The 26,369-nt window shown below is 30.8% G+C and carries 26 protein-coding genes and 1 pseudogene; 15 read left to right on the top strand and 12 right to left on the bottom strand.

The annotated features are described in order from the left end of the window. Positions 1–3: 3 nt before the first annotated feature. The 5 genes from SR62_RS08010 to SR62_RS08030 are packed head-to-tail and all read left to right on the top strand — an operon-like array spanning position 4 to position 4,503. A complete protein-coding gene (locus SR62_RS08010) occupies positions 4–1,200 on the top strand; it encodes a hypothetical protein (RefSeq protein WP_011049660.1) in 1,197 nt (398 codons plus the stop codon). A 2-nt stretch (positions 1,201–1,202) separates the two neighbouring features. Next, on the top strand, positions 1,203–1,910 hold the full coding sequence (ubiE, locus tag SR62_RS08015) for a bifunctional demethylmenaquinone methyltransferase/2-methoxy-6-polyprenyl-1,4-benzoquinol methylase UbiE (RefSeq protein ID WP_002859428.1): 708 nt from the start codon (positions 1,203–1,205) through the stop codon (positions 1,908–1,910). Further along, positions 1,907–3,070 (top strand): exodeoxyribonuclease VII large subunit, encoded by a 1,164-nt coding sequence (gene xseA / locus SR62_RS08020; RefSeq protein ID WP_002859429.1) that lies wholly within the window; start codon positions 1,907–1,909, stop codon positions 3,068–3,070. The genes ubiE and xseA overlap by 4 nt, the downstream gene beginning before the upstream one ends. Positions 3,071–3,079: 9 nt before the next feature. Beyond that, positions 3,080–4,156: a phosphoserine transaminase gene (gene serC / locus SR62_RS08025; RefSeq protein WP_147502349.1), complete on the top strand. Its 1,077-nt coding sequence runs from the start codon at positions 3,080–3,082 to the stop codon at positions 4,154–4,156. Beyond that, positions 4,153–4,503 (top strand): RidA family protein, encoded by a 351-nt coding sequence (locus SR62_RS08030; RefSeq protein WP_002860306.1) that lies wholly within the window; start codon positions 4,153–4,155, stop codon positions 4,501–4,503. Before serC ends, SR62_RS08030 begins: the two co-directional genes overlap by 4 nt. Here the strand turns inward: SR62_RS08030 and SR62_RS08035 are convergent. The 6 genes from SR62_RS08035 to SR62_RS08060 form a co-directional block, all read right to left on the bottom strand. Beyond that, positions 4,500–5,474 (bottom strand): beta-ketoacyl-ACP synthase III, encoded by a 975-nt coding sequence (locus SR62_RS08035; RefSeq protein WP_002869731.1) that lies wholly within the window; start codon positions 5,472–5,474, stop codon positions 4,500–4,502. The genes SR62_RS08030 and SR62_RS08035 overlap by 4 nt on opposite strands. Continuing rightward, positions 5,467–6,453, bottom strand: a complete 987-nt coding sequence (gene plsX / locus SR62_RS08040; RefSeq protein ID WP_002860304.1) for a phosphate acyltransferase PlsX — start codon at positions 6,451–6,453, stop codon at positions 5,467–5,469. The genes SR62_RS08035 and plsX overlap by 8 nt, the downstream gene beginning before the upstream one ends. 5 nt (positions 6,454–6,458) lie before the next feature. After that, a complete protein-coding gene (gene rpmF / locus SR62_RS08045) occupies positions 6,459–6,605 on the bottom strand; it encodes a 50S ribosomal protein L32 (protein WP_002858674.1) in 147 nt (48 codons plus the stop codon). A 23-nt stretch (positions 6,606–6,628) separates the two neighbouring features. Then, on the bottom strand, positions 6,629–6,982 hold the full coding sequence (locus SR62_RS08050; protein ID WP_002857618.1) for a hypothetical protein: 354 nt from the start codon (positions 6,980–6,982) through the stop codon (positions 6,629–6,631). Then, the gene (gene ndk, locus SR62_RS08055) at positions 6,983–7,396 is read right to left on the bottom strand and encodes a nucleoside-diphosphate kinase (protein WP_070318271.1); all 414 of its coding nucleotides are present in this window, start codon (positions 7,394–7,396) and stop codon (positions 6,983–6,985) included. A gap of 112 nt (positions 7,397–7,508) precedes the next feature. Next, a complete protein-coding gene (locus tag SR62_RS08060; protein WP_002854354.1) occupies positions 7,509–7,793 on the bottom strand; it encodes a DUF362 domain-containing protein in 285 nt (94 codons plus the stop codon). A 205-nt stretch (positions 7,794–7,998) separates the two neighbouring features. Between SR62_RS08060 and SR62_RS08065 the strand changes: the two genes are divergently transcribed. Next, a complete protein-coding gene (locus tag SR62_RS08065; protein WP_002854219.1) occupies positions 7,999–8,595 on the top strand; it encodes a peroxiredoxin in 597 nt (198 codons plus the stop codon). Between the two features lie 118 nt (positions 8,596–8,713). Then, positions 8,714–9,802, top strand: a complete 1,089-nt coding sequence (flhB, locus tag SR62_RS08070; RefSeq protein WP_002857279.1) for a flagellar biosynthesis protein FlhB — start codon at positions 8,714–8,716, stop codon at positions 9,800–9,802. 5 nt (positions 9,803–9,807) lie between these two features. On the opposite strand, the gene motB is transcribed toward flhB, so the two are convergent. The 3 genes from motB to polA are packed head-to-tail and all read right to left on the bottom strand — an operon-like array spanning position 9,808 to position 13,985. Further along, on the bottom strand, positions 9,808–10,551 hold the full coding sequence (motB, locus tag SR62_RS08075; RefSeq protein WP_002854333.1) for a flagellar motor protein MotB: 744 nt from the start codon (positions 10,549–10,551) through the stop codon (positions 9,808–9,810). Positions 10,552–10,553: 2 nt separating this feature from the next. Beyond that, a complete protein-coding gene (gene motA, locus SR62_RS08080; protein ID WP_002880492.1) occupies positions 10,554–11,330 on the bottom strand; it encodes a flagellar motor stator protein MotA in 777 nt (258 codons plus the stop codon). 15 nt (positions 11,331–11,345) lie between these two features. Continuing rightward, entirely contained in the window at positions 11,346–13,985 is a 2,640-nt protein-coding gene (gene polA / locus SR62_RS08085) for a DNA polymerase I (protein ID WP_070306381.1), read from the bottom strand. Positions 13,986–14,146: 161 nt separating this feature from the next. Between polA and SR62_RS08090 the strand changes: the two are divergent. Together SR62_RS08090 and SR62_RS08095 are read left to right on the top strand one after the other, a co-directional pair. Further along, a pseudogene (locus SR62_RS08090) lies at positions 14,147–15,509 on the top strand (MFS transporter). Then, positions 15,506–16,513 (top strand): nucleoside hydrolase, encoded by a 1,008-nt coding sequence (locus SR62_RS08095; protein WP_052793951.1) that lies wholly within the window; start codon positions 15,506–15,508, stop codon positions 16,511–16,513. The pseudogene SR62_RS08090 and the gene SR62_RS08095 overlap by 4 nt, the downstream one beginning before the upstream one ends. Here the strand turns inward: SR62_RS08095 and SR62_RS08100 are convergent. From SR62_RS08100 to SR62_RS08110, 3 genes are all read right to left on the bottom strand, one after another. Further along, positions 16,469–16,912 (bottom strand): YqaA family protein, encoded by a 444-nt coding sequence (locus SR62_RS08100; RefSeq protein WP_052793950.1) that lies wholly within the window; start codon positions 16,910–16,912, stop codon positions 16,469–16,471. The two genes, SR62_RS08095 and SR62_RS08100, sit on opposite strands and share 45 nt — an antisense overlap. Positions 16,913–16,916: 4 nt before the next feature. Further along, positions 16,917–19,742, bottom strand: coding sequence for an excinuclease ABC subunit UvrA (uvrA, locus tag SR62_RS08105; RefSeq protein WP_074484204.1), 2,826 nt, complete (start codon positions 19,740–19,742; stop codon positions 16,917–16,919). A 72-nt stretch (positions 19,743–19,814) separates the two neighbouring features. Beyond that, positions 19,815–20,600 carry a sulfite exporter TauE/SafE family protein gene (locus SR62_RS08110; RefSeq protein ID WP_002869736.1) on the bottom strand — a complete coding sequence of 262 codons (786 nt, stop codon included), beginning with the start codon at positions 20,598–20,600 and terminating at the stop codon, positions 19,815–19,817. A gap of 122 nt (positions 20,601–20,722) precedes the next feature. Between SR62_RS08110 and SR62_RS08115 the strand changes: the two genes are divergently transcribed. The 6 genes from SR62_RS08115 to trpA all read left to right on the top strand — a co-directional run bounded on the left by SR62_RS08115 (position 20,723) and on the right by trpA (position 26,366). Continuing rightward, a complete protein-coding gene (locus tag SR62_RS08115) occupies positions 20,723–20,812 on the top strand; it encodes a hypothetical protein (protein ID WP_042635777.1) in 90 nt (29 codons plus the stop codon). A 202-nt stretch (positions 20,813–21,014) separates the two neighbouring features. Continuing rightward, the gene (locus SR62_RS08120) at positions 21,015–22,265 is read left to right on the top strand and encodes an anthranilate synthase component I family protein (protein ID WP_002858746.1); all 1,251 of its coding nucleotides are present in this window, start codon (positions 21,015–21,017) and stop codon (positions 22,263–22,265) included. Continuing rightward, positions 22,262–23,863: an anthranilate phosphoribosyltransferase gene (gene trpD / locus SR62_RS08125; protein ID WP_002867764.1), complete on the top strand. Its 1,602-nt coding sequence runs from the start codon at positions 22,262–22,264 to the stop codon at positions 23,861–23,863. The genes SR62_RS08120 and trpD overlap by 4 nt, the downstream gene beginning before the upstream one ends. Beyond that, entirely contained in the window at positions 23,850–24,449 is a 600-nt protein-coding gene (locus SR62_RS08130; protein ID WP_002872431.1) for a phosphoribosylanthranilate isomerase, read from the top strand. The genes trpD and SR62_RS08130 overlap by 14 nt, the downstream gene beginning before the upstream one ends. Continuing rightward, the gene (trpB, locus tag SR62_RS08135; RefSeq protein WP_057981334.1) at positions 24,446–25,624 is read left to right on the top strand and encodes a tryptophan synthase subunit beta; all 1,179 of its coding nucleotides are present in this window, start codon (positions 24,446–24,448) and stop codon (positions 25,622–25,624) included. The genes SR62_RS08130 and trpB overlap by 4 nt, the downstream gene beginning before the upstream one ends. Further along, positions 25,617–26,366, top strand: a complete 750-nt coding sequence (trpA, locus tag SR62_RS08140; protein WP_002854645.1) for a tryptophan synthase subunit alpha — start codon at positions 25,617–25,619, stop codon at positions 26,364–26,366. Before trpB ends, trpA begins: the two co-directional genes overlap by 8 nt. Positions 26,367–26,369 lie beyond the last annotated feature (3 nt).

The following is a 26,369-nucleotide window of genomic DNA, read 5'->3' on the forward strand; positions in this document are numbered from 1 at the left end:
TTAATGATTTATGAAATTCAAAAAAACTTTTTACTATCTGATTGCACTCTTTTAGAGAATTTAAAAAAAGATAATATACCTTTTCGAAATTCTAAATTTGAAACTTTTTATACTCAAATAACTTCAAATCATAGTGTTAAATTTCAAAGTTTTTGCAATGAATTTTATAAAATTACAAAATTTAATAATTCAATTTTAGAACAGAATCAAGAAGAGAAAATTTCTAAAAAAAAATTTGAAAAAGCTCGAAAAAAGATTATAGGAAAGAGTATTAAAAAAGAACGCTTCGAATTTAAATTTTGCTCTTTAAAAAGTTATATTGATATTTATGAAGAGCCTAAAATTTGTATTTTAAAAATATTTTTTCCAACTTTGGATAGTTCCAATGAATTTAAAATTCCTAAAGATTTTAAAATTCAAAAAGAATTACATCATGATTTAAATTCTAAACATATCGTTTTATATGGTTTTGAATATCAAAATTTTGATATAGAGAAATGTTTTAAAATTATAGAAAAAAATCAGAATTTTAGCTTGGATTTTCCAAATTATATTAATGCTTATGATGGATTTAGAATTTTTTTATTTTATTTATTTAAAAAATTAAAATTTTATTGGACTTTATCTTTAGAGAGAAAAGATAAGCAAAGTTTATGTGAATTTTTATTTTATTCAAGAAGCTTGTATATAGTTTTATCAAGTATGAATACTATTTTAGATAAAAATTTGAGTAATATTTTGGCTTTAAAGTTTAAAGATATAACGAAAAAAACTCAAGATATTTTAGCAAGTGAAAATTCAAATCAAGATTTATTACTATTTTTAAGCGATGAAAAAATCCAAGATTTGTTTAATGATTTTGATTTTTTCATAAAGGAAAATTCTTTTTATGAAGGTGATTGCAAAGATAGGTTTTTTAAACAACTTGTTGCGTTAGAACTTAGAAAAAAAATTATTTTATTTAGAAAAAATATACTAAAAAATTTTGATTTAGAGCTTTTTGAAAATAGTTTTTTTGAATTGGCAATATTTTTAGAATATTTTTATCGTTTTTTAGAGATAAAAAATTTAAACAAACTTTATGAAAAATATTGCAAAGATAGGGATAAAAATATTTTTTCCAAAATAATCAATAATAAAAATAAATTTTGTAAATTGCTTAAAAAATCAAGTAAAAATTTGAAAATTTACAAAGGATAAAAATGCAAAAACAAGAAAAAATTATAGAAATGTTTAATCAAATTGCACCTACTTATGATAAGGCGAATAGAATTTTAAGCTTTGGAGCTGATGTAGCGTGGCGCAAAAAAGCTTGTCAAAGAGTGATGAGTTTGTATTTAAAAAAAGATTTAAAAATCGCTGATATTGCCTGTGGCACAGGGGATATGATAGAGATTTGGCAAGAGAGTGCTTTAAAAATGGAAAAAAATATTCTAAATATTAAAGGTATTGATCCAAGTAGTGGCATGCTAAATGTTGCAAAAGAAAAATTTCCAAATGTCGAATTTATAGAAGCAGGGGCGCAAAATTTACCTTTAGAAAGTCAAAGTTTAGATATTTTAAGCATTAGTTATGGCATTCGCAATGTTGTAGAAAGACAAAAAGCCTTAAGTGAATTTGCTAGAGTACTTCAAAAAGATGGTATTTTGGTAGTTTTGGAATTTACAAAAAGAGAAAAGGGTGGATTTATAGCAGCTTGTAGAGATTTTTATCTTAAAAATATTTTACCAAGTATAGGTGGGATAATCAGTAAAAATAAAAGTGCTTATGAGTATTTGCCAAACTCTATTGAAGGATTTTTAAGTAAGGAAGAGTTCATCTTAGAACTTAAAAATGCTGGTTTTGAAATACTTGATTATAAAAGTTTTAGCTTTGGCGTGAGTTCAATGTTTATAGCAAAAAAACTATGACACCAACAGAATTAAATCTTAAAGCAAAGGCTTTATTAGAAACACATTTTGATGATATAGTTTTAAGTGGAGAAATTTCAAAAATTACTTTGCATGGTTCAGGACATTGGTATTTTGATTTAAAAGATGAAAGATCAAGCATTGCTTGTGCTATGTTTAAAGGAGCTAATTTAAAAGTCGGATTTAAACCAGCTGTGGGGAATTTTTTAGAGCTTTGTGGAAGTGTAAGTTTATATCCTGAAAGTGGTCGTTATCAATTTATCGCTACTAGTATGAAAAAAGCAGGTTTTGGGGATTTGGAAGCACAGTTTTTGGCTTTAAAAGAGCGTTTGCAAAAAGAAGGACTTTTTGATCCACGCTTTAAAAAATCTTTGCCAAAATTTCCTAAAAAAGTAGGCATTATCACTTCAAAAACTTCTGCTGCTTTGCAAGATATGTTAAAACTTATTCACCAAAAAGAATATTTTTTGGCAAAAATTTATATTTTTGATGCTTTAACTCAAGGAAATAATGCTCCTTTTTCTCTTATACAAGCTTTAAAAAAAGCCGATGATATGGATTTAGATGTTCTTATTATAGCACGTGGTGGAGGAAGCAGAGAAGATCTTTTTTGTTTTAATGATGAAAATTTAGCAAGAGAGATTTTTAAAGCAAAAACTCCTATTATTTCAGCCATAGGACATGAGATTGATTATGTTATTAGTGATTTTGTTGCAGATTTTAGAGCTCCAACGCCTTCAGCTGCTATAGATACTTTGTTTTATTCTAAGTTGGATATAGAGCAAAGTTTGGATTTAATGGAAGAAAAATTAATGCAACTTTGGAATTATAAAATACAAAATTATGAAAATTTGCTTTTAAATTTAAGCAAATTTTTCAAATTTAATTCTTTGCCAAAAATAATAGATGAAAAAATAAAACAAAGCCATAATATAGAAAAGCAATTAAATCATCTATTGGCAAATCAAATGCGTTATAATGAATTAAAATTAGATAAATTGCAAAATGCTTATTTGCAACATGAGAATTTTTTTAATAAAAGCAAAAAGTTTATTTGTATCAGAAAAAATGGTAAAATAGCAAATTTAGAAGATCTTAAGAGTGATGATATCGTTATTTTAAGTTCTCAAACTTCTCAAAAAGAAGCAAAAATTTTATAAGGATAGATTATGAGAAAAATCAATTTCAGTGCAGGGCCATCGACTTTACCTTTAGAAATTTTAGAGCAAGCTCAAAAAGAACTCTGTGATTATCAGGGTAGGGGTTATTCTATAATGGAAATTTCTCACCGCACAAAAGTATTTGAAGAAGTGCATTTTGGAGCACAAGAGAAAGCTAAAAAACTTTACGGGTTAAATGATGATTATGGAGTATTATTTTTACAAGGTGGAGCAAGTTTACAATTTGCTATGATTCCTATGAATTTGGCTTTAAATGGGGTTTGTGAATATGCAAATACAGGAGTTTGGACAAAAAAAGCAATTAAAGAAGCACAAATTTTAGGTGTCAATGTTAAAACCGTAGCAAGTAGCGAGGAAAGTAATTTTAATCATATTCCTAGAGTGGAATTTAGAGATAATGCTGATTATGCTTATATTTGTTCTAACAATACTATTTACGGCACTCAATATCAAAATTATCCTAAAACTAAAACTCCTTTGATTGTGGATGCATCGAGTGATTTTTTTTCTAGAAAAGTAGATTTTTCAAATATTGCTCTTTTTTATGGCGGAGTGCAAAAAAATGCTGGAATTTCGGGTTTAAGTTGTATTTTTATCCGTAAAGATATGTTAGAAAGATCTAAAAATAAACAAATTCCTAGTATGTTAAATTATTTGACTCATGCTGAGAATCAGTCCTTGTTTAATACGCCTCCAACCTTTGCCATTTATATGTTTAATCTTGAAATGGATTGGCTTTTAAATCAAGGCGGACTTGATAAAGTACATGAGAAAAATTCTCAAAAAGCTGCTATGCTTTATGAGTGTATTGATTTAAGTAATGGATTTTATAAAGGACATGCAGATAAAAAGGACAGATCTTTAATGAATGTGAGTTTTAATATTGCTAAAAATAAAGATTTAGAGCCTCTTTTTGTAAAGGAAGCCGAAGAAGCTGGAATGATAGGACTTAAAGGACATAGAATTTTAGGAGGAATTCGTGCAAGTATTTATAATGCGCTTAATTTGGATCAGGTAAAAACCTTGTGTGAATTTATGAAAGAATTTCAAGGAAAATATGTATGATAAAGCGTTTTGATGAGTGCGATAGAATGTCGCAAATTATTGTTTTTGATAAATATTTTAAGACTGCAGGACAAGTGGCTTTTGAACCTAGCGGAGATATTAAAAAACAAACCAAAGAAGCACTTGCAGAACTTGATGCTTTGTTTGAAAAAATAGGCGCAAGCAAAGGAGATTTGATTCAAATTCAAATCTGGTTAGCTAATATGCAAGATTTTGATGCAATGAATGAAACTTATGATGCTTGGATTAAAAATTATCCTAAACCTGTTAGAGCTTGTGTAGGAAGTGCTTTAGCAGAGGGTTATTTGGTAGAAATTCAAGCTTTTGGAAAGCTAAGAGAGAATTAAAAATTCTCTCCTCCAAATTTTAAAAGCGCAGATCCCCAAGTAAAACCACCGCCAAAAGCATCTAGTAAGATCAGATTTCCTTTTTTAAGTCGTCCTTCTTCATAGGCATCATTCATTGCCATAGGTATAGAAGCAGCTGAAGTATTGCCATATTTTTGTACGGTAATCACACATTTTTCATCGCTTAGATTGAGTTTTTCTTGGACGGCTTTAATGATGCGTAGATTAGCTTGATGAGGAATAAAAAGATCAATTTCTTGTGCTAAAATGTTATTTTTAGCTAAAATTTCTACAACATCATTGCTAAGCGTGTTTACTGCTATTTTAAAAACTTCATTGCCTTTCATTTGCATAGAAAGTGTTTGACATAGACTTGATTTTTGCGATCTTTGAGTCATTAAAAGATCTCCATAATTACCATTGCTTGCAGTATGTACATCAAGGATATGATTTTCATTGTCCAAACTTACAACTCCAGCACCCGCACCGTCTCCAAAGAGTATGCAAATGCTTCTGTCATTGTAATCCATAATTGAACTTGTTTTTTCAGCTCCTACGATTAAAACATTTTTTTTCAAACCACTTTCTACTAAGGCTTTAGCTTGTTCAAGCAAATAGATAAAACCAGAACAAGCTGCTGAAATATCAAAAGCACTAATATTTACAAGTCCTAAATTTGAAGCAATTTTACAAGCCGTTGAAGGCATAGTAAAATAATCAGGACTTAAAGTGGCTACAAGAATCGCATCAATATCTTCAGGTTTTAAATTTGCTCTTTCTATGGCTTTTAATGCAGCTTTTGTGCCCAAATCGCTAGAATTTTCATTTTCACTAGCAATGCGTCTTTCTTTAATACCTGTGCGTCTAGTGATCCATTCATCGGTGGTATCTACTATTTTTTCAAGATCAGCATTGCTTAAAATTTTTTCTGGAATATAAGAAGCTATACTTTTAAGACCGGCTTTAAGCATTGTATTTCCCAAGTTCATTTTCTATAAGTTCATTGATATGAGATTGGCTAAAATTTATAGCTTGAAAAATTGCATTTTTAATAGCTCTAGAATCACTTTTTCCATGACTTATGATCACGCAGCCATTAACTCCAAGAAGGGGTGCTCCGCCATATTCTTGCCAATCTGTGTGTTTTTTTAATTTTTTAAAAGATGACTTCATAAGTAAAGCACCTATTTTAGAAATAAAAGATTGCTTTACTTCGTTTTTTAGAAGCTGAAAAATAGCTGTTGCTACACCTTCACAAGCCTTTAAGATAACGTTTCCATCAAAACCATCGCAGACTAAAACATCTATTTCACCATTGAAAATATCTCTACCTTCAGCATTACCTATAAAATTTGGAATTTTTTTCATAAGCTGATGACTTTCTTTGGTAAGTTCATTGCCTTTGCATTCTTCTTCACCATTAGAAAGTAAAGCAAGGCGTGGTTTTTGAATTTGCATAATTTCTCTAGCATAAACTTCACCCATTATGGCAAATTGAAATAAATTTTCAGCTTTACAATCTGTATTAGCTCCAACATCCAAAAGTAAAGTTCTGTTAACGATATTTGGCATTAAAGTGGCAATAGCAGGTCTTGAAATACCTTTAAGTCTTCCAAGCCTTAAGGTAGCCAAAGACATACTTGCTCCACTATGACCCGCTGAAACTACAGCATCTACTTTTTTTTCTTTTAATAAATTAATAGCTTTGTATATGGTTGTTTCTTTATTTTTTAAAGCATCTGTGGCATTTCCATTCATCGAAAAAATTTCACTAGCTTCTTCGTATTGTATATATTGTTCTAATTTTTTTGGTATTAAAGGTTTTAGAATTTTAGAATTTCCCACTAAGATAGCGTTAAAAGGTTTTGCTTCTAGTGCCTTTAAAACGCCTTCTATAATGGGTTTTTCTCCAAAATCACCACCCATTGCATCAATGGCAATGTTAATCATTGATTTTAATATTCCTTAGTTGTTGGATTCGCACGGTGAGGCATTTTGTAGCTTCCATCTTTGTCTTTTATAGGCATAGGAAGACTAACTTTATAGTGAGTTCTGCGTTTAGCTGCACGAGTTTTGCTCACTCTTCTCTTTGGTACTGCCATTTTTTCTCCTTTATAAAATTTAATTAATTATTGCAATTTATGCAATAAAAATAATCACTCAAATAAGCTTCAAGCTCGCTAATAGCAACTTCTATTAAATCAATATGTCCATCGAAAAATTCTATAGTATTGCTCAATTCGTTTGCTTCATCTTTAAAAATACCATCACTTGCAAAAAGTTCTAAATTTTCTTTAATTTCAAGTTCTAACTCAGTTCCACAACTATCACAAGGTCTATAGATAAAACCTTGCATAATAGCATTTATTTTAACAAGCTTAGGATTTATTTTTACTAAATTTCCCTCAAAAATCATATTTTCAAGATTAAGTTTAAAAGGATATTCCTTTGTATTAATCTTAGAAAAAGGGATTTTCATTTAGCAAATTTCATTTGGTTTAAAGAAAAAATCAATTTCTATTTTTGCATTTTCCAAGCTGTCACTTCCATGAACAGCATTAGCATCAATACTCTCAGCAAAATCGGCTCTAATTGTTCCTGCTTTAGCTTCTTTAGGATTTGTCGCTCCCATTAAATCTCTATTTTTTAATACAGCACCTTCTCCTTCTAGTACAGAAACAACAACAGGACCGCTAATCATAAATTCAACCAAGTCTTTAAAAAAAGGTCTTTCTTTATGAACAGCATAAAAATTTTCAGTTTGTTCTTTACTAAGTTGAACTTTTTTCATTGCAGCGATTCTTAATCCATTGCTTTCAAAACGATCTAAAATTTTTCCTATAACACCTTTTTTAACAGCATCAGGTTTAATTATAGATAAAGTTTTTTCCATCTTTGTAATAACTCCTTATTTTAATAAAGCTTAAAATTATACTTGAATTTGTTTAAAGAAAGTTAAATTAAAAGAAAAAGCTAGGAATCTCTAGCTTTTTAATTTTTTAAAACTATGCAAAAACTGGAGTGTCCCCACTTCTCATATCAGCGCCAATATTATCACGACTTGGTTGTCCTGATTCTACAGCACTCCAAACTATACATCCATCTGTTGGGCAAGCACTGGCACAAGCTGGTTGATCATTATGTCCTACGCATTCAACGCATTTGTTTGCATAAACATAATATCTATCTTCACCTTCTGGATTGTTAGCATCATCAACGATAGCACTCACTGGACACTCATCAATACAAGAACCACAAGCAATACATATATCTGTAATTTTTACAGCCATTTTTTCTCCTTTTTAATATTAAGATTTAAAAGATTTTAGCATAAAATTCTTAAATAATGTAAATTTTGATAATCAAAAATTTACATTATTTGATAATAATTATAACTTTCTTAAATTTTTAATATTATTTTAGATATTTAAAAAAAAATAAAGATTTAAACGATATAATTTCGTTATCAATAAAATTTATTATTTAGGAGAAAATATGATAGTTACTAAAAAAGCTTTAGATTTTACTGCTCCAGCAGTATTGGGAAACAATGAAATTGTTCAAGATTTTAATCTTTATAAAAACATAGGTCCAAAAGGAGCGGTAGTATTCTTTTATCCAAAAGATTTTACTTTTGTTTGTCCTTCAGAAATTATAGCTTTTGACAAAAGATATCAAGAATTTAAAAATCGTGGCATTGAAGTAATTGGAATTTCAGGAGATAATGAATTTTCACATTTTGCTTGGAAAAATACTCCGGTAAATCAAGGTGGTATTGGTCAGGTTAAATTTCCGCTTGTTGCTGACTTAACTAAGCAGATTGCTAGAAATTTTGATGTACTTTATGCAGAAGCAGTTGCCCTTCGTGGTTCGTTCTTGCTTGATGCTGATGGAACAGTTCGCCATGCTGTGGTTAATGATTTACCACTAGGTAGAAATATAGATGAAATGTTAAGAATGGTTGATACTATGCTTTTTACAAATGAGCATGGTGAAGTTTGTCCTGCAGGATGGAATAAGGGCGATGAAGGTATGAAAGCTAACCCTAAAGGCGTGGCTGAATATCTTGGCAAAAACGAAGCTAAACTTTAATTTCTTAGTATAAAGCCTCTTTACGAGGCTTTTTCTTCATTTTTATTCTTTAATTGAAATTCATAAATTTTCTACTATAATTTTACACACATATTAAAATTTTTATTTAGGCTAAAATATGGCAGGCGAAGATCAAGAAAAAACAGAAGAACCCACGTCCAAAAAGATAGAAGATGCGCGTAAAGAAGGTAATGTTCCAAAGTCTCAAGATGCGGCAGCTATTGTAACTTTGATAATTGGAGTAACTATAACTTTATTTATGATGAGTTTTATGGGCGAGAGAATTGTAAATTTATATAGATACTATCAAAGTTTTATTGGTGTTGAATTTGATTTGCGTATTATTCAAGCCATTATGATTAAAAGCATTTTTGAGGTTTTAATTATTCTTGCACCTATTGTTTTAAGTATTATGATTGCTGGGGTTTTGGGAAATATTATGCAATTTGGTTTTATTTTTACAACCAAACCTATTATGCCAAATTTAGGAAAAATCAATCCTTTGAAAGGTTTAAAAAACCTTTTTTCATTGAAAAAAATTGTTGAAAGTATAAAAATTATTTTAAAAGTGGGTATTGTTTTTACTATAGCTTTTATAGTTTTGCTTAAATTTATGCAAGAGCTTCCAAGAGTTGAGCTTTATACTATGGTTGCACAGCTTACTTGGCTAAGAGATAGGGCTATTGTTTTAGCAGCTATTGTTATAGTTGCTTTTTTAATTATTGCTGTTTTAGATGTTTTTTTGGTGCGTTTTCAGTATTTTAAAGGTTTGCGTATGAGCAAACAAGAAATAAAAGATGAATATAAACAAATGGAAGGAGATCCTCAGGTTAAAGGTAGAATTCGTAGACTTCAAATGGAAGCTGCCCGTCGCCGCATGGTTCAAGATGTTGCAGGTGCGGATGTAGTGATTACAAATCCAACTCATTATGCCGTAGCTATTCGTTATGATACAAGTAAAGAACAAGCTCCTAGAGTTGTTGCCAAAGGAGTGGATTTTCTCGCACTTCGTATAAAACAAGTAGCCTATGAAAATAATGTTGTAGTTTATGAAAATCCTCCTTTAGCAAGGGAGCTTTATAAAGCTTGTGATGTTAATGATCTCATTCCTAGGGAAATGTTTAAAGCTGTAGCTGAGGTGCTAGGATTTGTTTATAATACAAATAATAAGAGTCGTTTAGCTGGTCAAGTAAAAAAAGGAAACTAAAACTTTTAAGGTGCTTTAGTTCCTATTTTATTGATAAGTTCAAGAACTGATTTTTGAGTGCTTGTATCTGCCGTATCGACTTTAAAATATATTTCTACTCTATTATTTTCTAGAGCTTGTGGATTTCCATTGATAGGATTATTAAGCCCGTAGCTTTTAATGCTAATATTTTTCAAATTTGCTCCACCTTCTATAAAATATTTTAATACATTTTCCGCTCTTTGGTAGGCGAGTTCATAACTTCTTATAATAGAGTCGCTATTGTCTGTATAGCCTCTAATTTCTATTTTTGCTTGAGGTGGCAAATATGTTGTTAGCTCAGCCATACGTTTTAAATAATCTTGTATATCAGCTGAAACGATTTGAGCACTACCTCTTTCAAATTCAACTTTAGATGGAAGGTTAAGAGCAACCTGATTATCGCTTTGATCTAGAGCTGCTTGAAGACGTTTGATAGTTTCTTGCTGTGTCATAGTCATTTGTTTTAACGATTTGAGTTCATCGCTTTCTTCTTTTGCTGCACCCTTATATTTTTCTTGGGTTTTACTCTCTTCTTTGACTGTTTGAGTAGAGGTATAATCAAAGATTTTAACAAATTCGGTTTTTAAAGCCTCTACTTTAGCAGGATTTGTTTTAGAAATTGCCCAAAGAGCAATAAAAAGTGCCAAAAGCAAACTTAGAAAGTCTGCATAAGGTACAGCCCATTTTTCACCTGCAGGACATTCTGGACATTTATGTTTCTTGGCCATTTTTAACCTTTGTCAAATTGTGAAATTTTTGGATCATCGTGACTTAAGAAATTAAAAAGCTTAGCTTCCAAATCTCTAGGGTTCGCACCTTCTGCAATTCCTTTTATGGCTTCAGTGATGACAATTTGCTCTTTTACAAGATCCATTCCATTAGCTTTCATTTTTCTTCCCCAAGGTGCAAAAAGTGCATAAGCACCAAAAATCCCAGTAACCGTAGCTGTAAAAGCACCTGAAATACCCGCTGCCATTGCTTGAGGATTATCTAGCAATTTAAGAGCTAGAATAAGACCAAAAACCGCACCAACAAGTCCCATAGTAGGGCAAGTTTCTCCAAATACTATCCAATATTCTGCACATTCTTTATAATGCTCTTCAAGTTGTTCGGTTTGTATTTCCATGCTTTCGTGAATTTCTTCAAAGCTTTTACCATCTACAAGCATCATCATAGCATTTTTTAAAAATTCATTTTCAATCTCATTGGTTCTTGATTCTAATGCTAAAAGTCCATCTCTTCTTGCAATAATGGCAAATTCTATTAACTGGGCTATCCTTTCAGGTAGATTTACTCCAGAACCTTTAAAGACAACTTTGAGTTCTTTATAAGCTGCTTTTACGATTTTTTTATGTGTAGAAGTCATTGCACAAAATGCAGCCGTTGGCATAACTATAAGAAAGGAAGAAAGGTGAATAACATGTAAAGGATTTCCTCCTTCTAATATATCTCCTACTGAAATACTAGTAACTGCGAGCACCATTCCCAGTATGGTTGAAAGATCCATTAAATATCTCCTTGATTATTTTAAATCGCCCCAATTTTTGGCGATACTTGAGCTTGTTTTTAATTTTACTTTTAATTTTACTATATTTTCCATAATATCTCTAGTTTTTTTTACAAAATTTTCACATAAATCATCTTTTACTTCAAAAATTAATTCATCGTGAATTTGCAAAATAAGCTTTTTGTCTTCATTTAATTCTTTATTGATTTCTAGCATTGCAAGTTTGATTACATCAGCTGCTGAGCCTTGTAAGATTGAATTAATGCTTTCTCTTTCATACATGGCAATTTGCATAGGTTTTGCGTTTTCAAAATCAAAATAACGCTTGCGACCGCTTAAAGTAGTGATAAAGCCATTTTGTTTAGCTTCGTTTTTAACTGTTTCAAAATATTTCTTAATACTAGTAAAATTTTCAAAATATTTTTCTATGTAAGATTTGGCTAAATGAGCTTCTATTTTTAAATTTTGACTTAAAGTTTTATAGCCCATGCCATAAATAAGTCCAAAATTTATACTTTTTGCAACACTTCTGGTTTCATAATTGCTTTCTCCAAAAATCATTATAGCTGTTCTTGCATGTATATCTTCATCGTTAGCAAAAGCATTTAAAAGTTTTTCATCTTCGCTAAAATGCGCAAGCATTCTCAGTTCGATTTGAGAATAATCAAGAGAGATAAAACTAAATCCATCTTTAGCTACAAAGCAAGATTTATAATCTTTTGCGTATTGTCCGTGTGCAGGAATATTTTGCAAATTTGGATCTTTAGATGAAAGGCGTCCTGTAGCGGTTCCAGTCTGTAAAAAACTTGAATAAATGCGTGAATTTTTATCTTTTAACGCTAGTTTTAACAAAGGTTCGCAATAAGTGGAATAAAGTTTGGCAAGTTCTCTATAATCTAAAATTTTAGCAATTACAGGATGTTTATCTAAAAGTGCATTTAAAACTTTTTCATCGGTAGAATATCCTGTTTTTCCTTTTTTTCCACTTGGAAGTTTAAGTTTTTCAAAAAGTATATCACCTACTTGTTTAGGTGAGTTTAGGTTAAATCTATCCTCACAAAGAGTATAAATTTCTTCACTTAAATTTTTGATTTCATTTTCAAATTTTTTCATAAGGATTTCAAGTGCATTTGTGTTAAGTTTTATCCCATTTTCTTCCATCATCATAATGATTTTAATGAAATCAAATTCGCAGTTTTTAGCAAGTTCTAGCAAAGGAGTTTCAAGATTTTTTAAAAAATAAAGATAAAATCTTAAAGTGATATAAGCATCTTCTGCGGCGTATTTGCAAGCTTTTTCAAGTTCTACACTTGCAAAATTTTCTCCTTTTTTAACAAGGCTTTCAAAATGTAAGGTTTCATAATTAAAAAGTCTTAAAGCTAAATCATCCATATTTACTCTTAAAGAAGGATTTTTAAGCCATGCTAAAATCATTGTATCTGCGTATTTTTGAGGTAAATTTAATTCAAAATTGTTTTGAATGATTTTAAAATCATATTTGAGATTGTGTCCTATAACAAAATGATTAAAGATTACTTCTATAGCTTTTTTGGCACTTTGCAATGAGATTTGCTCACCTACTCCAAGATAATTATGAGTTAAAGGCACATAAAAGGCTTCGTTTTCACTCATGCAAAAACTAAAACCAACAATTTTTGCCTCTTTTGTATCAAGTCCTGTAGTTTCGGTATCAAAAGCAATAATACTTTCTTTATCAAGAGTATTTAAAATTTCAAAAAGTTTGTTTTCATCTTGTATTAAAGTGGCCTTAAAACCTAAATTTTTATCTTTATTATCAGGATGTTGACGCAGTTTTTTAAGCAAAGTATTAAGTTCGTAATGTTCTAAAATTTCAAGTATTTTTAAAAGAGGTTCTTCATCAGGATAAGTTGCTTTTTCTATAAGATCTTGCACTTCTAAATTTTCATACAAAGAGGCTAATTTTTTGCTTAAAAATGCATTTTCCTTACCCTCTAAAAGCAAGTTACGACTTCTTTCGTTGCGTACTAGGGTTAAATTTTCATAAATTCCTTCTATGCTGCCAAATTCATCAAGTAAGGTTTTGGCTCCTTTTGCGCCTATACCTTTAACGCCTGGAATATTATCAGAACTATCTCCGCAAAGAGCTAAAAAATCTCTGATTTGATTAGGTTTTACTCCGTATTTTTCTAAACACGCTGCTTCATCATAGTCGTTTTTAGAAATAGGACTGTAAATGCTTGTTTTACCATCTTTTATGAGTTGATAAAGATCTTTATCTTGAGTGATAATGCGTACAAAAATATCCCTATCTTCACAAGTTTTTACAAAAGAAGCAATGATATCATCGGCTTCATAACCTTCTTGAGAAACGCTTATAAAACCCATTTTTTCTATCATCTCTATGCAAATTGGAATTTGTTCTAGAAGTTCAGGTGGTGGTGGAGTGCGATTTTGTTTATAGTTTGGATCAATTTCGCTACGAAAAGTTTTTCCTTTGGAGTCTAATGCAAAAACAATATAATCACTTTTATGTTCATTTTTTAAGCTATAAATAAAATTTGCAAAACCGCTAATCATTCCACTAGCTTGTCCTTGTGAATTTTTAAAACCTTTTAATGCGTAGTAAAGTCTGAAAAAAAATCCAAAAGTATCGATAATGGTTAAAGTTTTCATAATAATTTCTTCTTTTGATAAAATATATTTTTAAGTTGTATTATTTCAAAATTTTGCTTAAAATGTCTACAATTTAAGATCTTTAAGCAAAAACACTGCAATTTTTAGCCATAATTACAAATTATTTATAAAAAAATATATTAAAATATAAGGATAATGTAATGACAAATCAGCAAATTGATGGAATTGCGGATTAAGAATTTTAACACACCTGAAGGTAGGAAAGTTTTTAAAAAGGCAGTTTTTTCTTGCTGGTTGGGAACTGCTATGGAATATGCAGATTTTGCACTTTATGGTTTAGCAGCTGCAACAATTTTTTCAGAAGTGTTTTTTCCTGAGCAAACTCCAGTAATTGCACTTTTGCTTAGTTTTGTAACTTATGGCATAGGTTTTATTGCAAGACCTATTGGGGCTTTGTTTTTTGGTTATTTAGGTGATAAACACGGAAGAAAAAATGTTATGATGGCTACAATAGCTTTAATGGGAATTTCAACTACTCTTATAGGTTTTATTCCAAGCTATGCAGTGATTGGTGTTTGGGCGCCTATTTGTTTGGTTATATTACGTTTTATGCAGGGTTTTGGTGCAGGAGCTGAACTTTCAGGTGGAACAGTTATGCTAGGAGAATATGCTCCTAGCAAGAGAAGAGGGCTTGTTTCTTCTGTGATTGCCTTAGGATCAAATAGCGGAACTTTGCTTGCGTCTTTTGTATGGCTTTTGATGGTGCAAATGGATGAAGCAAGTTTTAAAGAATGGGGCTGGAGAGTTCCTTTTATGGGAAGTATTTTAATCGCTCTTTTTGCTGTATATATTCGTTTTCATGTCAAAGAAACTCCTGTTTTTGAAAAGCAAAAAAATGAAATGATGAAATTGCGTCTTAATAACGAAAAGCATATGAAAAAAGATGAAAGAAATTTTTGGCAAAGAAGTCGTGCTTTTTGGACTATGGTGGGTTTAAGAATAGGTGAAAATGGACCTTCTTATCTTGCACAAGGTTTTATTGTAGGCTATGTGACTAAAATTTTACTTTTAGACAAATCAGTTGCCACTACAGCGGTGATGATAGCTTCATTGGTGGGTTTTTTGGTTATTCCTTTGGCAGGTTATTTAAGTGATAGATTTGGAAGACGTATTACTTATAGAATGTTTTGTTTGCTTTTGATGATTTATGCTTTTCCTGCTTTTATGCTTTTAGATAGTAAAAATGAAATTATTGTGATTTTAACTATTATTGTAGGTATGTCTTTAGCATCTTTAGGGATTTTTGGTGTGCAAGCGGCTTGGGGTGTGGAGCTTTTTGGGGTAAAAAACCGTTATACAAAAATGGCTTTTGCTAAGGAGCTAGGTTCTATTCTTTCAGGAGGAACAGCGCCTATGGTGGCTTCTGCTTTGCTTGCGTATTATGGCACTTGGTGGCCTATTGCGACATATTTTGTATTAACTGCAGGTATAGGTTTTGTGACTACATTTTTTGCGCCAGAAACTAGAGGTAGAGATTTAAATAAAATAGAAGATGCGATATGAGACTTATCTTAGACACGGATATAGGCAATGCTATTGCAGGAGCAAATACCGATGATGGTTTAGCGCTTGCTTTGATTTTGTCATCTAAAGAAATCAAACTTGAAATGCTAAGCACAGTTTGCGGTAATGTTCCAAGCCTTGTTGCCTATAGTGTGGCTAAGGATTTATTTAAACGTTTAAATTTAAATATTCCTGTTTATTTAGGAGCGAATGAAGCCCTAAAAGAACCAAGTAAAGCTTGGCGTCAAAGACTTGATGAAAGTGTAAAAAATTTTAAACTTGAATATCTTTGGGAAAATATAAAAAGTCCCGAAATTTTAGAAAATATAAATCCTGATGCGATTTTTAAAATGGGTGAGTTGGTGAGTAAAAATCCTAAAGAAATTTCTATTTGTGCGATAGGACCTTTGACAAATATCGCTATGACTATGAAAATTTTTAAAGATTTTGATATAAATCTTAAAGAGCTTTTTATTATGGGCGGTAGTTTTGATATGCCTTATTACACTAAGGATACAAATTTTGGTTTTGATCCTGAGGCGGCTAGTATAGTGTTAAATTCAAGAGCTAAAATTACACTCGTACCTTATAATGTAACCATGCAGACTTTATTGACTCATGAGGATTTAAAAGAGTTGCAAGCTAAGAATATTTTATGCGATTTTATCGTTGAAACTTTAGGTGTTTGGATTGATTATGCCTCTAAAACACGTGGTACAAAGGGAACTTGGATGCATGACGCTTTAACGATAGCTTATGCATTAGATTCTAGTATTGCAGATTTTGATGAGTGTTATGCTGATGTTATTTGTGATAGTTCTTTGGCAAGAGGTATGAGTTGGCGTTGTTTTAAAGAACCAAAAATGAGTATGGGGGTGGATTTAAGCACTAAAAATTGTGTTAAAGTTTTAAAAAATGTAGACAATACAAAGCTTTTAAAACTTATAAAAGAGAGGCTTTTAAAAGGAGTTTGCTATGAAAATTATGAAAGCATAACGACTTAATTTTCCAAGTAAGATAAAAAATATAGTTTTTAAAAAAGAATATTTCGCAAAACCAAGTCCTAAGGCAAAAAGATCTCCCACTAAAGGTAAAAAAGTAAAAAAAGCAAATATACTTCCAAATTTAGCAAAATTAGCATTGAAATTTTCTAATTTTTTTAAGGATTTGTTAAAGTATTTTTCTAAAATTTTTTCTTTTCCAAAATACGCTAAAGCATAAGTACTTAAACTTCCTAAGGTATTACCCAAAGTGGCTATGATAAGTATCAAATTTGGATTAAAATCAAGTTTTATAAAGCCTAAAACAAAGGCTTCGCTTGCTAAGGGTAATAGTGTGCTTGAAAGAAAACACACTATAAAAAGTCCTAAATAACTTATATCATTATATAAAAAATCAAACATAAAATTATGATTTTTGTGTATTTTTAAGCTCTAAGTCTAGATAATATCCTGTGTAAGAACGGGTTTTTTTGTGTTCTTTAGCGACTTTTTCCACGCTTCCTGTGCTTATAACTTTTCCACCTTTAACTCCGCCTTCAGGCCCCATATCGATAATATAATCAGCATTTTTAATCACATCTAAATTATGCTCTATCACAAAAACCGAATTTTTAAGATCAACTAAATGTTGTAAAACTAAGATGAGTTTATTAACATCTTCAAAATGCAGTCCTGTTGTAGGCTCATCAAGTATATAAAGGGTTTTTCCTGTATCGCTACGACTTAGTTCTTTGGCAAGTTTGATTCTTTGTGCTTCACCTCCACTTAAGGTGGTGGCATTTTGTCCTAGGGTTAGATAATCTAAGCCCACTTTTACTAGAGTGTCTAATTTTTGTTTGATTTTAGGAACGGCTGTAAAAAATTCACTCGCTTCTAAAACACTCATATTTAAAATTTCACTGATATTTTTGCCTTTATATTTGATTTCTAGCGTGGTATCATTGTAGCGTTTGCCCCCGCAAGTATCACAAACCACCATAACATCAGGTAAAAAATGCATTTCTATTTTGATTTCTCCATCTCCGCTACACTTCTCACATCTTCCCCCTTTTACATTAAAAGAAAAGCGTCCTGCTTTATAACCACGCATTTTAGCTTCTTTAGTGGCGGCAAAAAGATTTCTGATTTCATCCATAGCGCCTGTATAGGTGGCAGGATTTGAACGTGGTGTGCGTCCAATTGGGCTTTGATCAAGATAAATAACTTTATCAAGTTTTTCAAGTCCTTCTATTTGCACCCCACCAAGTTTTTTAACTTTTTTAGCGCGGTTTAATTCCTCTTGTGCAAAAGGAAGTAGGGTTTGAAGTATCAAAGAACTTTTTCCAGAACCTGAAACTCCTGTTATAGCGACTAAATTTTGTAAAGGAAATTTTACGCTTAAATCTTGGATATTGTTAATATTTACATTTTTAAGTTCAAGCCATTCTTTTTGTGCTCTGTTTTGAAGTTGTGAAATTTGTTTTTTACCATTCATATAAAGTGCAGTTTCGCTTTTGCTTTTTAAAAGTTCTTTATAAGTTCCACTAAATACAACCTCACCTCCAAATTTTCCTGCTTTTGGGCCAATATCTACAATAAAATCTGCTTCTTCTATAGTCATTTTATCATGCTCTACGACAATTAGGGTATTGCCCTTTTGTTGTAAATTTCTTAAAGTTTTAATCAGTTTTGCAGTATCTCTTTCATGAAGTCCTATGCTAGGCTCATCTAAGACATACATCACTCCACTTAAACCACTGCCAATTTGTGAAGCTATGCGGATTCTTTGTGCTTCACCCCCACTAATCGTTCTTGCATCGCGCCCTAAGGAAAGATAACCTAGTCCCACATCATACAAGAAAAACAATCTTTCGTTGATTTCTTTTAGGATAGGTTTAGAAATAAGTTTTTGTTGCTCGCTTAAATAAGAAAAATTTTTCTCATCTGCAAAAAAGGCCGTACTATCTTCTATGCTCATATCTAAAATTTCACCCAAGCCTTTTTTGGCTACTTTCACGGCTAAACTTTCCGGTTTTAAACGATGCCCACCGCAGTCTTTACAAATTTTTTCACTCATATATTCGGCTAAATCTTTTTCATCTTTTAGCATTTCATAAGCCATTTTAACCACGCCTTCAAAAGTGCGTTTTAGACGATTTCTTTTCCAAAGAAATTCTATGGTTTTGGCATTACCATACAATACAAGGCGTTTTTGTTCTTCGTTTAATTGCATAAAAGGTATTTTGATAGGAATTTCATTTTGTTCGCAAAAGGCGATTAGGAATTTATAATAATAACTTTTATTAAAACCATACATGATTTTAACAGCACCGTTTTCGAGACTTAAATTTTCATCGATGATTTTTTTCATATCTAAAGTATAACGAATTCCAAGTCCATCGCAAGCTTCACATGCTCCTTTTGGAGAATTAAAAGAAAAGCTTAAAGGTTCAAGTGGAACAAAAGAAATTTTACAATCAAAACAAGCTGAATGCTCACTAAAATGATAGTGTTTATTAAGGTTTATTTCCTCATGATTTAAAACTTCTATTTCTATTTCTCCAAAGCTTTCTTGTAAGCCTTTTTCTATATCGCTTGCAAGACGAGAAAGTAAATCTTCTTGAATTTCAAGCCTATCTATGACAAGTTTAATGGTGTGTTTTTTGGTTTTGGCCAGTTCAATTTCTTCATCAAGTCTTACTAAAACTCCATCAATTTGAGCTCTTACATAGCCTTTGTTGCGTAAATTTTCAAGTAAATCTGCATAAGTTCCTTTTTTTTCTCGTATGAGTGGAGCGTAGATGATGATTTTTGCACCTTTTGGAAATTTTAAAATTTCACTGACTATATCACTTACACTCATAGATGAGATTTTTTGTCCACATTGATGACAATGTTGAATGCCCACTCTTGCATATAAAAGTCTTAGATAATCATAAATTTCAGTGATGGTTCCCACAGTCGAGCGTGGGTTTTTAGAAGTGGTTTTTTGATCTATGGCAATGGCTGGAGTTAAACCTTCGATTTTATCGACATCAGGTTTGCCCACCTTATCTAAAAATTGTCTGGCATAAGCACTTAAACTTTCTATGTAACGGCGTTGTCCTTCGGCATAAAGAGTGCCAAAAGCAAGGGTTGATTTTCCACTCCCACTCAGTCCTGTAAAAACAATGAGTTTGTTTTTGGGAATTTCAAGGTGGATATTTTTTAGGTTATTTTCTCTTGCGCCAATGATTTTTATGGTATCGTTCATAGTCTTTCCTAAACATTAAATAAATTTAAGATTTTAGCATAATAATATTAAAAGAACTTGGATAAATCCAAGTTAAAAATTTATAAAATTTAGCTTATTAAGCAAAGAGTGGGTGGTTCCAAGTATTGATAAGGTATATACGCAAAGTAAAATTTTTCTATGAGCTGAAATATGCATTTTTTCTATGATTTTAATTCCTATAAAAACTCCAACCATAGAAGCTATACCTACTAGTATTCCTTTATGAATAACTTCAGAGTCTATAACTCCAGAATTTGAAAAAGATATAATACCAGAGACTGAAGCAAAAATAACAAAAAACAAGGATAAGGAAACAACTTTTTTACTATCATAGCCTAAAAAATAAGCTAAAATCGGAGCAATTAAAAGTCCGCCACCAATTCCCAAAGAAATAGCAAAAATACCAGTAAAAGCTCCAGCAATAAATAAAATGACATTCTTTACCCAAACGCTTCTTTGATTTTGCACAATGTTTTCTTTAATTCCAAAAGCATATTTGATAAAAAATATACAACTTACCGCCAAAAATACGCTAGTAAGAGCTACATCACTTAAAGCTTTTAAAAGCATTCCGCTAAAGCTTGCCCCTATGAGCCCTCCAAAACCTATCATAATACCATCTTTAAGATTTAGATTTTTTTTCTTATAATTAATATAAGAGCCAAAAACTGCTGCAAAAATCATTTGCAATACTGAAATTCCGATAGCATGGTGAGCACTTGCTCCAAGTGCGAACATAGAAGGAACGATAATCATACCTCCACCAATGCCAAAAAGTCCAGAAGCAATACCTGAAATGATTCCTATGATTAGATAAGGTAAATCTGTGATTTCCATAGCTTTTCCTAAAAAATATTAAATATTTCAAATACGGAATAATTTTATCTTATTAAGCTAAGTATTATCTTAGTTTTTTATAACAATAGAATATTTTTTTGGTAACTTTAAGCATCGTAAAAATGTTTCAAAATATTATAAAATATAAAGATTTTATAATATTTATTTTAAATTTAAAGCAAAATTTATATTTATTGATTAAAATTAATTAAGACTTTAAAAATTTTCATAAAAGTCTTAATTTTTGAAATATTTTATAAGAAAGGTAAAAGATGAGTGAAAATGATTTTTTTAGTAATTCTTTGATTTTAAAACTTACACACACTCTTCGCTCTTGGCGTTTCTAAACTTCTTTTTATCTAAATTTTTTCTTTAATATTATTTTAATTTATTTTTTTTAAAAAAAGGTTTATTATGTTTGTTAAAAATGTAAATTTTTATTACAGACAAATCCTTGAAAAATTTGAAAATTCTTATTTTGCAGAGGATTTGACTAAGGTAATTATAGGGATTGATTGTGATTATTTAGATGCTAATGAATTATCCTTTAGCGAGTTTAAGGCAAAATATTATGAAGCTTTAAGCAAGAATAAAATTTGCGACTTTGCTGGATTTTTTGGAGTTTTTAGTGCAAATTTTGTATCTTTGTTTGAAAAAATTCCACTTTCTTCTAAGAAAAATTATGATTTTCCTTTATTTTTATTTGCCAATGCTAAAGCTTATTTGATTTATGAGAAAAATAGCAAGATGTTTTTTAAATTTGGTGCTTCAAAATATTTTGAATATTTAAAAGATGATATTGAACCAATGAAAAAGAAACAAAAAAATGATTTTGAAATTTTAAATTCTTTAGAAGATGAAAAAAATGATTTTTTAAAAATGTGCGAAAAAGCCAAAGAATATCTTTTAAGTGGAGATATTTTTCAAGTGGTCTTAAGTAAGCAACTTTGTATCAAACATCAAGTAAATGCTTTTGATTATTATGAGAGTTTAAGTGCTTTAAATCCAAGCGCTTATATGTTTTATTTTCCAAGTAAATATGGTGTTGTTTTGGGTTCTTCTCCAGAGTTTTTATTGAAAATTAAAAAAAGAGAGATTTATTTAGCCCCTATTGCTGGAACTAGAAATTTGGAAAATAACTGTGATCTTTTAGCTTTAGAAAAAGATCTTTTAAGTGATGAAAAAGAACTTAGTGAACATAAGATGCTTGTAGATTTAGCAAGAAATGATGCTTCTAAATTTGGCACTCAAACAAGAGTGGAAAATCTTTTTTCTATTATTAAAAATAAATTTGTAATGCACATAGTGAGTGAAGTGTATGCCAATATGAAAGAAGATGCGAGTATTTTTGATGTGATTGAAGCAGTTTTTCCAGCGGGAACTTTAAGCGGAGCTCCTAAAATAAGAGCTTTAGAGATCACTAGCGAGCTTGAAGATTGCGATCGTGGAATTTATGGTGGTGCAGTAGGATTTTTAAATTTTAACGAAGACATAACTTTAGCGATTTTAATCCGTTGCGCTTTTTTTACTCAAGATAAGGCTTATTTGGCAAGTGGGGCGGGTATTGTTTTGCAAAGTGAGAGTCAAAAAGAATATGCAGAAATTTGTGCTAAACGCAAGGCGCTTTTGGTAGCTTTTGAAAATTTAAAAAAGGAAAATCAATGATACTTTTAATTGATAATTATGATTCTTTTGTTTTTAATGTTAAAAGCATGTTAGAGCAACTCAGCAATGATGAAATTTTAGTAAGAAGAAATGATGCAATTTCTCTGAGTGAAATTAAAAATTTAAATCCTACTCATATTATTTTAAGTCCTGGTCCAAAGCATCCAAGTCAAAGTGGGATTTGTCTTGAAATTTTTAAAGCAAGGCTTAATATCCCTGTTTTGGGCATTTGCTTAGGGCATCAAGCTTTAGCTTTAGCTTTTGATTCTTTAGTGGTTAAGATGCAAGAGCCTATGCATGCAAAAAATTCTTTGATAAAACAGTGCAGGGAAAATGAATTATTTTCTAATTTGCCTTCAAATTTTAGTGTAATGCGTTATCATTCTTTAGAGGTTAAACAGCTTAGTGATGAGCTTGAAATTTTAGCCCTTGATGAAAAGGGTGTGATTATGGCTTTGGGACATAAAAATTTACCTTATTATGGTGTGCAATTTCATCCTGAAAGCTATTTTAGTGAATATGGCTTACAACTTTTTTCTAATTTTTTAAAACAAGATATAAAAAAACCACAAAAACAAGAAAATCCTTTAAGTTTTTATTTGCAAAAAATGAGTGAAAATCATTTTTTACAAAGCGATGATTTTGAGCAAATTTGTAAGATTATTATGTCTAAAGATTATGAAATTTTACAAGTAGCGGCTTTGTTGATTTTAATCACTGAAAAGTCTTTAAACGAAAAATCTTTAAGTGCTTTTGTAAGACAAATTTTAAGATATTCTCAAACTTTTAGTGATGAGAGTGAGATGATTGATATTTGTGGAACAGGTGGAGATGGTTTTAAAAGTATCAATGTTTCTACGACTAGTGCTTTTATTTTAGCAGCTTTAGGAGTAAAAGTAGCCAAACACGGAAATCGTGCCATTTCAAGTTCTAGCGGAAGTACAGATGTGTTAGAAGCTTTAAATATAACTACTCCAAACACTTTAGAATCAGTTTTAAAACAACTAAATAATCAAGGGCTTAGTTTTTTACATGCTCCATTTTTTCATCCTTTGGTAGGAGAACTTAAAGAGGTCAGATCAAGACTTGGAGTAAGAACGGTTTTTAATGTTTTAGGTCCTTTATTGCACCCTAATTTAAAGTTAAAATATCAACTTATGGGAAATTATCACGCACCTGTGCATAGGCTTTTGATAGAGGTTTTAAAAAATTTAGGACGCAAAAAAGCTTTAGTGGTAAGAGGAAATGATGGTATGGATGAGCTTAGTATTTGCGATGAAAGTAAAATTTATGAGCTTTGTGAAGGAGAAATTTTAGAGTATTCTATCTGTCCTGAACAATTTGGTTTTAAAAGAGCTTTTCATAGTGAAATCATAGGATCTAGTGCATATGACAACGCTAAAGATTTAAAAGATATTTTAAGCGGTAGAATGCAAGGGGCAAAATTTGATTTGGTAGTTTTAAATGCTATGTTTGCACTTTATACAGCCAATAAAGCAAGTTCGCCTTTAGTGGCTAAAGATATGATTTTAGAAGCCATTTATTCAGGTAAGGTTATAGAATATTTTAAGGAGTATCAAGCTTATGCTAAAGCTTAAAATTTGTGGTATTAAAGATGAAAAAAATGCCAAAGATTTAGCTTTTTTAAATATTGATTTTTTTGGACTTATTTTTGCTAAAAGTCCAAGAAGAGTGAGTTTAGAACAAGCAAGAAATTTAAGTGCAATTTTTCATGAAAAAGATAAAAAAGTTGTCGGTGTTTTTGTAGATGAAAATTTGGAACAAATTTTAAGATGTATTAAAGAAGCTAAGCTTGATGGGATACAAATTTATCGCACTATTACCAAAGAAGAATTTGAAATTTTAAAGGTGCAAAATGTTTTTGTTTGGCAGGTGATTAGTGTGGAAAATAGTTTAGATTTAAAAAGTGAAATTTTTGCTAATTTAGTACTTTTTGATGCTAAGGGAATTTTAAAGGGCGGTAATGGAATAAGTTTTGATTGGACTTTATTAGGTTCTTATACTAAAGATTTTGCATTAGCTGGAGGCATAGGTTTGGATAATGTTCATAAGGCTGTACAAACGGGAGCTAAAATTTTAGATCTTAATTCAAAACTTGAAGATGAAAAAGGCTTAAAAGATATCAACAAAATAAAACAAATTTTAAAGGAGTTGAAAAAATGAAAAAAGCGTATTATGGGGATTTTGGTGGGCAGTTTTTGCCTGAAAGTGCAATGTTTGCTTTAAATGAGCTAGAAGGTGCTTTTTTGAAATTTTCTAAAGATAAACTCTTTAAAAAAGAATTAAACGAGCTTTTAAAAACTTATGTAGGGCGTCCTACTCCACTTTATTTTGCTAGAAATTTAAGCAAAAAATATCAGCATGAAATTTATTTAAAACGCGAGGATTTAAATCATACCGGAGCACATAAAATCAATAATGCCATCGCTCAAGCCCTTTTAGCAAAAAAAATGGGAAAGAAAAAAATCATAGCAGAAACAGGAGCAGGTCAACACGGGCTTGCAACAGCCACTGCAGCAGCACTTTTAGGACTTGAATGTGAAATTTATATGGGGGCAACCGATGTGCAAAGACAGGCTTTAAATGTTTATAAAATGGAGCTTTTGGGTGCTAAAATTCATGCAGTACAAAGTGGGCTTAAAACTCTAAAAGAAGCTACTACTGCGGCTATTCAAGCTTGGGTTGGAGATATTAAAAATATTTTTTATGTGGTTGGAAGTGCGGTAGGTCCTTATCCTTATCCTAAAATGGTAATGCATTTTCAAAGTATTATAGGAAAAGAATGCAAAATGCAACTTCAAAAACTCAATAAAAAAGTAGATTATATTATCGCAGCTGTTGGGGGTGGAAGCAATGCAGCTGGGATTTTTTATGATTTTATCAAAGATGAAAATGTTAAACTTATAGGTATTGAAGCAGGGGGGCTTGGCATTGATACGCCTTATCATGCAGCGACTTTAAATAAGGGAAAAACAGGCATTATTCACGGTATGAAAACCAAGGTTTTACAAGATGATTTAGGCAATATCTTGCCTGTACATAGTGTTTCTGCAGGGCTTGATTATCCAGGAATTGGTCCTTTGCATGCTTTTTTATTTGAAAGCAAAAGAGCGCAATATCATGCTATAAGTGATGAAGAATGTATGCAGGCTTTAAAATTACTTTGTAAAGAAGAAGGTATTATTGCAGCGATTGAAAGTTCGCATGCTTTGGCATTTTTAGAAAAACTTTGTCCAACTTTAAAAAAGAAAAGCGTGATAGTAGTAAATCTTTCAGGCAGGGGAGATAAAGATATGCAAATGATTAAAGATTATAAAAAAGGGGTGATTTATGGTTGATTTTAGAAAATTTTATAAAGAAAATGCAAATGTGGCTTATACGGTTTTAGGTTATCCAAATCTTCAAACAAGTGAAGCTTTTTTGCAAAGATTGGATCAAAGTCCTATTGATATTTTAGAACTTGGTGTTGCTTATAGTGATCCTATTGCCGATGGTGAGATTATTGCAGATGCGGCAAAAATAGCTCTTGATCAAGGCGTGGATATTCATAGTGTTTTTGAGCTTTTAGCTAGGATAAAAACTAAAAAAGCTTTGGTTTTTATGGTTTATTATAATTTAATTTTTTCTTATGGCTTGGAAAAATTTGTGAAAAAAGCAAAATCTTTAGGGATTTGTGCTTTGATTGTGCCTGAATTGAGTTTTGAAGAAAGTGATGATTTGATTAAAGAGTGTGAAAGATATAATATAGCTTTAATTACACTTGTAAGTGTTACAACCCCTAAAGAAAGGGTTAAAAAGTTAGTAAAACATGCTAAAGGTTTTATTTATTTATTAGCAAGCATAGGTATTACAGGTACGAAAAGTGTCGAAGAAGCAATCTTACAAGATAAAGTAAAAGAAATCAGATCTTTTACAAATTTGCCTATTTTTGTAGGCTTTGGCATTCAAAATAATCAAGATGTAAAAAGAATGAGAAAAGTTGCTGACGGAGTGATTGTGGGAACTAGCATAGTAAAGTGTTTTAAACAAGGAAATTTGGATATAATAATGAAAGATATTGAAGAAATTTTCAAAAAATAAAAT

The sequence above is a fragment of the Campylobacter sp. 2014D-0258 genome, from assembly GCF_008000495.1.
Classification (GTDB): Bacteria; Campylobacterota; Campylobacteria; order Campylobacterales; family Campylobacteraceae; genus Campylobacter_D; species Campylobacter_D jejuni.